Origin of the sequence: Herbaspirillum sp. YR522 (assembly GCF_000282575.1) — a bacterium.
Classification (GTDB): Bacteria; Pseudomonadota; Gammaproteobacteria; order Burkholderiales; family Burkholderiaceae_D; genus Herbaspirillum.
Window position 1 is genome coordinate 1 of sequence record NZ_AKJA01000070.1, and the last position, 10,619, is coordinate 10,619.

General features: G+C 64.7%; 10 protein-coding genes. 5 read left to right on the forward strand and 5 right to left on the reverse strand.

Going from position 1 to position 10,619, the window contains the following annotated elements:
* The 4 genes from PMI40_RS11145 to PMI40_RS11160 all read left to right on the forward strand — a co-directional run.
* On the forward strand, window positions 1–1,004 hold a 1,004-nt coding region (locus tag PMI40_RS11145), incomplete at its 5' end, for an amidase family protein (protein WP_008115250.1).
* A 44-nt stretch (window positions 1,005–1,048) separates the two neighbouring features.
* Window positions 1,049–2,509, forward strand: a complete 1,461-nt coding sequence (gene gatB / locus PMI40_RS11150; protein WP_008115252.1) for an Asp-tRNA(Asn)/Glu-tRNA(Gln) amidotransferase subunit GatB — start codon at window positions 1,049–1,051, stop codon at window positions 2,507–2,509.
* Between the two features lie 208 nt (window positions 2,510–2,717).
* Window positions 2,718–3,614, forward strand: coding sequence for a TauD/TfdA family dioxygenase (locus PMI40_RS11155; protein WP_008115254.1), 897 nt, complete (start codon window positions 2,718–2,720; stop codon window positions 3,612–3,614).
* A gap of 93 nt (window positions 3,615–3,707) precedes the next feature.
* Window positions 3,708–4,205, forward strand: a complete 498-nt coding sequence (locus PMI40_RS11160) for a LapA family protein (RefSeq protein ID WP_008115256.1) — start codon at window positions 3,708–3,710, stop codon at window positions 4,203–4,205.
* Window positions 4,206–4,289: 84 nt separating this feature from the next.
* Here the strand turns inward: PMI40_RS11160 and pyrE are convergent, their stop codons facing one another.
* Window positions 4,290–4,949, reverse strand: a complete 660-nt coding sequence (gene pyrE, locus PMI40_RS11165) for an orotate phosphoribosyltransferase (RefSeq protein WP_008115258.1) — start codon at window positions 4,947–4,949, stop codon at window positions 4,290–4,292.
* 144 nt (window positions 4,950–5,093) lie between these two features.
* Between pyrE and PMI40_RS11170 the strand changes: the two genes are divergently transcribed.
* On the forward strand, window positions 5,094–5,867 hold the full coding sequence (locus PMI40_RS11170; protein ID WP_008115260.1) for an exodeoxyribonuclease III: 774 nt from the start codon (window positions 5,094–5,096) through the stop codon (window positions 5,865–5,867).
* 72 nt (window positions 5,868–5,939) lie between these two features.
* On the opposite strand, the gene PMI40_RS11175 is transcribed toward PMI40_RS11170, so the two are convergent.
* The 4 genes from PMI40_RS11175 to PMI40_RS11190 all read right to left on the reverse strand — a co-directional run.
* A complete protein-coding gene (locus PMI40_RS11175) occupies window positions 5,940–6,701 on the reverse strand; it encodes a glucose 1-dehydrogenase (RefSeq protein WP_008115261.1) in 762 nt (253 codons plus the stop codon).
* A gap of 39 nt (window positions 6,702–6,740) precedes the next feature.
* Window positions 6,741–7,577, reverse strand: coding sequence for an EamA family transporter (locus tag PMI40_RS11180; RefSeq protein ID WP_008115264.1), 837 nt, complete (start codon window positions 7,575–7,577; stop codon window positions 6,741–6,743).
* 87 nt (window positions 7,578–7,664) lie between these two features.
* Window positions 7,665–8,567, reverse strand: a complete 903-nt coding sequence (gene gcvA, locus PMI40_RS11185) for a transcriptional regulator GcvA (RefSeq protein WP_008115265.1) — start codon at window positions 8,565–8,567, stop codon at window positions 7,665–7,667.
* A 167-nt stretch (window positions 8,568–8,734) separates the two neighbouring features.
* The coding region (locus PMI40_RS11190) for a DNA topoisomerase (protein ID WP_040501928.1) at window positions 8,735–10,619 on the reverse strand (1,885 nt) is incomplete at its 5' end.

Consider the following 10,619-nt stretch of genomic DNA (forward strand, 5'->3'; position numbering starts at 1 on the left):
CGGCGGTAGCCGCACGCCTGGCGCCTGCGGCCACCGCCACCGACACCGGCGGCTCGATTCGCCAGCCGGCCTCCCTGTGCGGCGTCACCGGCATCAAGCCGACCTATGGCAGCGTGTCGCGCTTCGGCATGATCGCCTTCGCCTCCTCGCTCGACCAGGGCGGCCCGATCGCCAAGACCGCCGAGGACTGCGGCTTGCTGCTCAACGCCATGAGCGGTTTCGACCAGCGCGACTCGACCAGCCTGGAACGCCCCACGGAAGACTTCACCCGCTCGCTCAACGACGACCTCAAGGGCCTGCGCATCGGTGTGCCGCACGAGTTCTTCGGCGCCGGCCTGGCCGCCGACGTCGAGCAGGCGGTGCGTGCGGCATTGGCCGAGTTCGAGAAACTGGGCGCGACGCTGGTCGACATCTCGCTGCCCAAGACCGAATTGTCGATCCCGGTGTACTACGTGATCGCGCCGGCCGAGGCGTCGTCGAACCTGTCGCGGTTCGATGGCGTGCGCTACGGCCACCGCGCCGCCGACTACGGCAACCTGGCCGACATGTACAAGAAGTCGCGTGCAGAAGGCTTCGGCGACGAGGTCAAGCGCCGTATCCTGGTCGGTGCCTATGTGCTGTCGCATGGCTACTACGATGCCTATTACCTGCAGGCGCAGAAGATCCGCCGGCTCATCGCGCAGGACTTCCAGGATGCGCTGGCCGGTCCCGACGCCCAGTGCGACGTGATCATGGGCCCGGTCTCGCCCACGGTGGCCTGGGACCTGGGCGACAAGGCCGACGATCCGGTGGCCAACTACCTGGCCGATATCTTCACGCTCTCGACCAGCCTGGCGGGCTTGCCCGGCATGTCGATCCCGTGCGGCTTCGGCCAGGGCGACAAGAACGGTCGGCGCCCGGTCGGACTGCAGATCATCGGCAACTACTTCGACGAAGCGCGCCTGCTCAACGTGGCGCACCGCTTCCAGCAGGCCACCGACTGGCACCTGCGCGAACCAGGCTAATTGCACCAACAGCTACCATCTACGCTATCGGCAAGGACAACATCATGCAGTGGGAAGTCGTCATCGGCCTCGAAACGCACACGCAGCTTTCGACCCAATCCAAGATCTTCAGCGGCGCCTCGACCCAGTACGGCGCCGAACCCAATACCCAGGCCAGCCCGGTCGACCTGGCGCTGCCGGGCGTATTGCCGGTGCTGAACCGGGGCGCGGTCGAACGCGCCATCCAGTTCGGCCTGGCCATCGGCGCCACCATCGCGCCGCGCTCGGTGTTCGCGCGCAAGAACTACTTCTATCCCGACCTTCCCAAGGGCTACCAGATCAGCCAGTACGAGATCCCGGTGGTCCAGGGCGGCACGCTCGGCTTCGCCGTCGAGAAGGACGGCAAGACCGAGTTCAAGACCATCAACCTGACCCGCGCCCACCTCGAGGAAGACGCCGGCAAGTCGCTGCACGAGGACTACCAGGGCATGACCGGCATCGACCTCAACCGCGCCGGTACGCCGCTGCTGGAGATCGTCACCGAACCCGAGATGCGCAGCGCCGCCGAGGCAGTGGGCTACGCCAAGGCCTTGCACTCGCTGGTGGTCTGGCTGGGAATCTGCGACGGCAACATGCAGGAAGGTTCGTTCCGCTGCGACGCCAACGTCTCGGTGCGCCCGGTGGGCCAGGCGCAATTCGGCACCCGCTGCGAGATCAAGAACCTGAACTCGTTCCGCTTCATGGAAGAGGCGATCAACTTCGAGGTGCGACGCCAGATCGAACTGATCGAGGACGGCGGCACCGTGGTGCAGGAAACCCGCCTGTACGATCCCGACCGCAAGGAAACCCGTTCCATGCGCAGCAAGGAAGACGCGCAGGACTACCGCTACTTCCCCGACCCCGACCTGCCGCCGCTGGTGATCGCCCAGGCGTGGATCGACCAGGTCAAGGCCACCCTGCCGGAGTTGCCCGCGGCGATGCGCGAACGCTTCGTGCGAGACTATGCGCTGCCCGAGTACGACGCCATGGTGCTGACCCAATCCAAGGGCGTGGCCGCCTATTTCGAGGCGGTGGTGAACGCCGCCGGTCGCGAACAGGCCAAGCCTGCCGCGAACTGGCTCATGGGCGACTTCGCCTCGACCCTGAACCGGGAAGACACCGACATTGCCGCCGCGCCGGTCTCGGCTACGCAGTTTGCGCTGCTGTTGAAGCGCATCGCCGATGGCACCATCTCCAACAAGATCGCCAAGGAAGTCTTCGCCGGCATGTGGGAAGCCAGGTCCGACCAGGACTCGCTGGCCGATGACATCATCCAGGCCAAGGGCCTGAAGCAGATTTCCGACAGCGGCGCGCTCGAAGCGATCGTCGACCAGGTACTGGCGGCCAACGAGAAATCGGTGGCCGAGTTCCGCGCCGGCAAGGAACAAGCCATCAACGCCCTGATCGGCCAGGCCATGAAGGCCAGCCGCGGCAAGGCCAACCCGGCCCAGCTGACCGAGTTGCTACGCAGGAAACTGGCAGGCTGAAGCCAGGCACGGCCTGGCCCGGCATGATCAAACCGCTTCTTCGGAGGCGGTTTTTTAATGCATATTGCCCGTCGTCAATGCGTCGCCGCGTCGAGCGCATAAGGTTATGCATTCTTGTTCGTTGTCCACCCGGCCGGCGCCGTGTGTAATCAGTGTTTTTCGCTGCCGGGCATGCGTCGGCAGCGGCCAGCCAAGCACAGGAGTACACATGTCGGTCGATACACTGGAACGCACCCGGGCGCCGGGTTCACGGCAATCCTTTGAAATCCGTCCCCTGGGTGGCCCATTGGGCGCGGAAGTGACCGGCCTCAACCTTGACCTGCCGCTGGCCGACGACCAAGTGGCCAGCCTGCGCGCGGCGCTGGTGGCGCATGGCGTGGTGGTGTTTCGCGACCAGCGCATTACCCCCACGCAGCAGGTGGCGTTCAGCCGCCGCTTCGGCCCATTGCAGGTCCACGTGCTGAACCGTTTCCACTTGCAGGGTTATCCCGAGATCCTGATCGTGTCCAACGTGGTCGAGGATGGCAAGCCGATCGGCCTGGTCGACGCCGGCGCCGACTGGCATTCGGATCTGTCGTACATGCCCAAGCCCAGCCTGGGAGCACTACTGCATTCGCAGGAACTGCCGGCCGAACGCGGCGATACGCTGTACGCCAATACCGCCGATGCCTACGACAGGCTGCCGGCCGAGACCAGGAAGCTGCTGGCGGGCAAGACGGCCGTGCATTCCTATGTGTATCGCTACGAGCGGCTACGCAAGCTCTCGCCCTGGCGGCCGGAATTGACGCAGAAGCAGATCGACGAGGTGCCGCCGGTGCAGCATCCGGTGATCACCACCCATCCCGAGAGCGGCCGCAAGATCCTGTTCGTCAGCGAGGGCTTCACCTCGCATATCGTCGGCATCCCGCGCGATGAAAGCGACGACCTGCTCAAGCAGCTGCACGCCCACATCACCCGCCCCGAGAACGTCTATACCCACAAGTGGCAGCCGCACGACATGGTGTTCTGGGATAACCGCAGCACCCAGCACTACGCCGCCATCACACCTCAGCACCTGCGCCGCACCCTCTACCGCACCACCGTCGAGGGCGACGTACCACGCTGAACCGTCCAGTTGCCGGTTTGCCATCAGGAACATCGCCCCGCCCGCCCAGTCCAATCGGTTCGTGTACATCATTCGAACAAAGAGAGGCTGCAAATGAGATTCCGGACCATTTTCCTGGTGGTGCTGCTGGTACTGGTGGCCATTTTTGCGGCGGTCAACTGGACCGCCTTCATCGCACCGACCACGCTGTCATTGATCTATACCGAGTTCCAGGCGCCGCTGGGCGTGGTGATGCTGGGGATCATCGTGGTGCTGACCGCGTTCTTCCTGCTCTATATCCTGACGCTGCAAACCAGCGTGTTACTCGAAAGCCGGCGCCTGACCAAGCAATTGCAAACCCAGCGCGACCTGGCCGACCAGGCCGAACATTCACGCTTTACCGATCTGCGCGGCTATCTCAAGACCGAGATGGAGCAACTCAACCGGCGCCAGGTCGAGCAGCAGACGCTGATCGCCGAGCGACTCGACAGCCTGCAAAGGGACATTGCCCTGCGCGTGGAGCAAACCGAGAATGCGGTGGCGGCCCAGGTCGGCGAACTCGACGACCGCCTGCAGCGGCGCGACACCAGCGGCGTGATCCGGCCCCTGTAACGAACCCACGCTCCAGGCAAAAAAATGGCTGCATCGATGAGATGCAGCCATTTTTCGTTCGGCCAGCCGGCGCGGCCCGGCGCCTCAGACGCCGTAGCGGGTGCGATAGGCGGCCACTGCATCCTTGTGCTGCAGGATCTGGGCATCGGCGCCGGTCGAGATATAGTCGAACAGGTCGTTGAGGTTGCCGATCGAGATCACCGGCATGCCGTATTCGCGTGCCACCTCCTGCACCGCCGACAGCTCGGAGAGTGCGCCGTCCTTGCCCGAGCGCTCCATGCGATCGAGCGCGATCAGGACCGCGCAGGGCGTGGCGCCGGCGGCACGGATCATGTCCACCGATTCGCGCACCGAGGTGCCGGCCGAGATCACGTCGTCGATGATCACCACCTTGCCTTGCAACCTGGCGCCGACGATGGTGCCGCCCTCGCCGTGGTCCTTGGCTTCCTTGCGATTGAAGGCGAACGGCACGTTGCGGCCCATGCCGGCCAGCGCCACTGCCGTGGCCGAGGCCAGGGTGATGCCCTTGTAGGCGGGGCCGAACAGCATGTCGTACTCGACGCCGGCCTCGGCCAGCGTCTGCGCATAGAAGCGCGCTACCTGGGCCAGCGTCGCGCCCTCGCTGAACAGGCCGGCATTGAAGAAGTAAGGCGAGGTACGACCGGCCTTGGTGACGAACTCACCAAAGCGCAGCACGCCCGCCGACACGGCGAATTCGATGAATTCCTGTCTCAAGTTGCTCAAGATGCATTCCCGGGGAAAAGTGTAATGGACAAGCCGCGGCACCCGGCTTGCCACCAGGCAAGGCCGATACAGCGTGATCAGGGCGATATTTTAAATGAATCGCCCTATCGGTTATGCTACCGGCCTCACTTTGCAGGATAGAACATGCCAAAAATCGTTTCCGCCAACCTCAATGGCATCCGCTCGGCGGCCAGGAAGGGTTTCTTCGAATGGCTGCACAAGGAGTCGCCCGACTTCGTCTGCGTCCAGGAACTCAAGGCCCAGGCCGCCGACATGACCGAGCAGTTCCTGGCCCCCGAGGGCTACGTGGGCCACTTCCACTATGCCGAGAAGAAGGGCTATTCGGGCGTGGGCGTCTACAGCAAGCGCGAACCGGACGCCATCCGCATCGGCTTCGGCAATACCGAATTCGACGCCGAGGGACGCTATGTCGAGTGCGATTTCGGCGACCTCACCGTGATCTCGCTGTATGCCCCGTCGGGCTCGTCGAGCGAAGAACGCCAGCTGGCCAAGTTCCGTTTCATGGAAGTGTTCCTGCCGCACCTGATGGAACTGGAACGGAGCGGGCGCGAGATCGTCATCTGCGGCGACTGGAACATCGCCCATAAGGAGATCGACCTGAAGAACTGGAAGAGCAACCAGAAGAATTCCGGCTTCTTGCCCGAAGAACGCGCCTGGATGACACGCATCTTCGACCAGCTGGGCCTGGTCGATGTCTATCGCCTGCTACATCCCGAGACCACCGGCGACGCCTATACCTGGTGGAGCAACCGGGGCCAGGCCTGGGCCAACAACGTGGGATGGCGCATCGACTATCACGTGGCCACGCGCGGGATCGCCGCCACCGCGCGCAGCGCATCGATCTACAAGGAGCAGCGCTTTTCGGACCACTCGCCGCTGACGGTCGTCTACGGTTAGGCCGGTCCACCACTGCCCGCCCGGCCCGATGCCCCGACTGCCTCATCAGGCCGGCCAGGCCGACGGCGATCCCTACTTGCCGCCGGTGACATCGAGGAAGGTACCGGTGATGAAGGAAGCCTCGGCGCCGGCCAGCCACAGCACGGCCCGGGCGACTTCGTCGGGCTGGCCGCCGCGGCCCATGGGGATCGAATCCTTGACGCGGTCCACCCGGCCGGGCTCGCCACCGCTGGCATGCATGTCGGTATAGATGTGTCCGGGGCGCACGCAGTTGACCCTGATCCCCTCGCGCGCGACTTCCTTGGCCAATCCGGTGGTGAAGGTCTCGAGCGCGCCCTTGGAGGCGGCGTAGTCCACATACTCGTTAGGACTGCCGAGCCGGGCCGAGGCCGACGAGATATTGATGATTACCCCGCCGCTGCCGCCGTGGCGATGCGCCATGCGCCTGATCGTTTGCTGTGCGCACAGCATGGGGCCGATCGCGTTGACCGCGAAGATGCGCTGCATTCGCGCAAAGCCCAGGTTTTCCAGTGGCGACTGCCGTTCGAGGATCGCCGCATTGTTGACCAGCACATCGATGCGGCCGAATTCGCCGTCGATCGCCTCGAACAGCCGGGCCACCTGCTGTGGATCGGCACTGTCGGCCTGCATGGCCAGGGCCCGTCGTCCCAGATTGCGCACATCGGCTGCAACCTCTTCGGCCGCGGCGGCGTTGGCGGCATAGCTGAGGGCCACGTCGTAGCCTCGGGCCGCAGCCAGGCGCGCGGTGGCAGCCCCCATGCCGCGGCTGCCGCCGGTAATGAGGATCAGCGGCGCGGGTGTATCGGCATTCATCACATTCTCCAGCAGTAGAAAAACCGTATGTCCCGGCACCTAGCCGATCATGACCGTGCCGGCCGCGATGGCAACGCAGGCCAGCAGCCGCATCGCGCCCAGCGATTCGCCCAGGAACAGATAACCGATCAGCGCGGCGAACAGCACACTGGTTTCGCGCAGCGCCGAGACCGCGCCCATGGGCGCACTCGACATGGCATGGATCACGATGCCATAGGCCAGCAGCGACACCAGGCCACCGCCGAAGGCAATGCCGAAAGCGGGGCTGGGCGTGAACAGGCGACGCGCGCAGGGCCAGCCGCGCAGGCCCACATAGACCAATGGCATCAGTATTGCCCACAGCGCGCACATCCACGCGGTATAGGCCATCGGCGTGCCGGACAGGCGCACGCCGATGCCGTCGGCCACGCTGTAGGCAGCGATGAAGCAGCCGGTGCCCAGCGCGTAGGGCAGGCCGGGCACGGCGAGCCGACGTCCACGCAAGGCCAGGCAGATGATCCCGACCGACACCAGCGCAATCCCCACCAGGGCGACCGGGCCTACCTTCTCGCCGGCCACCAGCGCCGCACCCAGCGTCACCAGCAAGGGCGAACAGCCGCGTGCGATCGGATAGGTCTGCCCCAGTTCGCCGCTGCGATAGCTGCGCACCAGGAAAAGGTTATAGCCGACATGCAGCACCGCGGAGAGCACCGCATAGGGCCAACTGGCGCGCGCTGGCGGCACCAGCAGCGCGCAGCCCACCATGCTGGCCGCGGCGACGGCCAGGCACATCACGGTCATCGACCACAGGCGGTCGCTGCCCGCGCGCAGCAGGGCGTTCCAGCCAGCATGCAGCAGAGCGGCCAACAGGATCAGCAGGACAAGATGAATGGGCATGCGCCATGGTAAGCATTGCGGCGCCGCGACTAAAGCGAAGTCTCTTCATTGCGACATGAACAAAACTTCATGGTGCCCGACCGCCGGTCAATAGAGTTCGCCGACATGGCAGGCCTGCGCCATGAGCCACTGGCGGAAACCGACGACATGGGGTTGGGATTCGATGCCCTTGGGACAGACGAAGTAATAGGCCAGCGGCGAGGGCAGCGAGACCTCGAACAGCCTGACCAGGCTGCCATCGGCCAGTTCGCGCTCGACATGTCCGCTGCGCGCCAGGGCCACCCCTTGCCCCAGCAGCGCGGCTTCGATGGTCATGTTGGTATCGGCCAGGCGCACGCTCTCGCCGAAGGTGGGCACGGCCACGCCCACCTGCTGGAACCACATGGCCCATTTGGGCACCATGTCGGCGCCGGCGCGCGTGAGCAGCGGATAACGCAGCAGGTCGGCCGGCTGGCACGGTGTGCCCAGCCGCTCGATGAGCGCCGGACTGGCCACCGGGAAGATCTGCTCGCGAAACAGGAACTCGCTGAACAGCGCCGGGTAGTTGCCGGTGCCGAAACGGATGGCGACATCGGCCTGTGCCGGCGTGAAATGGATCGCAGCGTCGGTGGTCTCCAGCGTGACCAGGATTTCCGGATGTTCCCGGGCCAGGCCGGGCAGCCGCGGCAGTAGCCATTTAAGCGCGAAGGAATAGGTGGTGCTGACCCTGAGCGGCACCCTGCCCTCCTGGGCGCGCAGGTCGGCCAGCGTCGTTTCAAGCTTCATGAAGAATTCGCGCACCAGCGGCGCCAGTGCCTGGCCGGCTGGCGTCAGGGCCAGCGTCTTGCCGCGAGAGAACAATTGCACGCCCCAGCGTTGCTCGAGTTGCCGCAACTGGTGGCTGACCGCGCTCTGGGTCACGTGCAGTTCGGCCGAGGCGGAAGTGAACGTGGCATGCCGGGCGGCAACTTCAAAGGCGCGTAGCGTGGCGGTGGGGGGCAGGTCTCTCATGGCGTTGGTAGCGAGCAAAATGACGCAGGGATGAGCATCATCTCATCATCGCCCCCTGGGTGCACCCGGACCCTGGTGGACTGTGCGCAGCGGCCGCCGACATGCGGCTGCGACGCGCAAAAAAAAACCTCGCCGGCCGGGCGAGGTTCTTTTTCGCTGCTGCAACGTCAGGCGCTGGCCGCTTTCTTCGGCGTGGCCTTCTTCAGCGCCGGCTTCTTGGCCGCAGCCGGTTTCTTGGCGGCGGCCTTGGTAGCGGGTTTCTTGGCCGCGACCTTCTTGGCGGCCGGCTTGGCCGAAGCCTCGTCGGCCCCGTCGTCGGCGGCGGCAGCCTTGCCCTTGGCCGGTGCCTTGGCCTTGCGTTCCTCGAACTCGAAGCTGACCTTGCCATCCTTGCCGCGCACCAGGAACGCCTTGAAAGGACGCCGGGTGCGTTGCGAGATGAAGCCCGGCAACAGGTCGGTCTTGGCGCCTTCGCCCAGCAACTTGCTCATCTGCTCGGGCAAAATCTCCTGCTGCAGGATGATGCGGCTGCTGCGGAAATCACACGCCTTGGGCTTGGCGACGGTCTTCTCGCAGACATAGGCCAGGCCCATCTCATAGACGCCGCTGCCGCACTTGGGGCATGGACCCAGCGGGGTCTGCTGGCTGAAGTCGACCGGCTCGCCACCTTCACCGTCGGCCTGGTCCTGGCCGAAGTCGAACTCGAGCTTGTAGTTCTTGATCTCTTCGTCGCGCGAGATCTTGAGGATGGCGGCGAACGGCCGTCCCATCTTCGAACGGAAGCCCTGCAGCGGACCGATGGTACGGTTCTTGAGCAGCTCCTCGACCTCGGCAATCTCGAACTGGCGTCCGCCGGGTACCTTGGTCATCGAGAACTCGCACTTGGTGCAGGCAAAGCGACGATAGTTTTCCTTGACCACGCCGGCGCAATTCGGACACGGCGTCTGCAGTGTCGCGTAGTCGCCGGGAATGGTGTCGTTGTCGTATTCCTTGGCGCGCTTGACGATGATCTGCGTCATCTGCGCGATCTCGCGCATGAACTCTTCACGGCTGATCTTGCCGCGCTCCATCTGCGCCAGCTTGTGTTCCCACTCGCCGGTCAACTCGGGTTCGGTCAGTTCGTCCACCCCCAGGCCGTGCAGCAGCGTCATCAGCTGGAATGCCTTGGCCGTGGGCATCATCTCGCGGCCTTCGCGCAGCAGGTACTTTTCGTTGAGCAGCCCTTCGATGATGGCCGCGCGGGTCGCAGGCGTGCCCAGCCCCTTGCCGGCCATCGCCTCACGCAGTTCGTCGGAATCGACCAGCTTGCCGGCGCCTTCCATGGCCGACAGCAGCGTGGCTTCGCTGTAGCGGGCAGGCGGCTTGGTGACCATCGCATTGGCCACCACCTTGTCGGTCTGCACCTTCTCGCCGGGGGCCACCGCCACCAGGGTGCCACTGCCTTCCTTGCCTTCTTCCTTGGCGTCTTCCTTCTCGACATCCTTGCCGTAGATGGCCAGCCATCCGGCATTGATCATCACCTTGCCCTCGCTCTTGAACTGGTGTCCGGAGACCTCGGTATAGCGGGTGGTGACCTGGAACTCGGCGGCCGGGAAGAAGACCGACATGAACCGGCGCGTGACCAGGTCATACAGCTTCTGCTCGGGCTCGGACAGGTTCTTGGGCACCTGCGGCGTGGGGATGATGGCGAAGTGATCGCTGATCTTGGTGTTGTCGAAGATGCGCTTGTTGGGCTTGATCCAGCCTTGCTTGAGGATCTGCTTGGAGAACTGGTGATAGTTGTTGTTCTCCGACAGTGCCTCCATCGTGTCCTTGACGGTACCGATGTAGTCCTCGGGCAGGTGGCGCGAATCGGTACGCGGGTAGGTCAGCACCTTGTGCTTTTCGTACAGCGCCTGGGCCAGGCCCAGGGTGTTCTTGGCCGAAAAACCGAAGCGCGAGTTGGCTTCGCGCTGCAGGCTGGTCAGGTCGAACAGCGCCGGCGCCATCTGGGTGGTCGGCTTGGACTCTTCGGTGACGGTGCCCGGCTTGCCGCGGCAGGCCGCCACCACC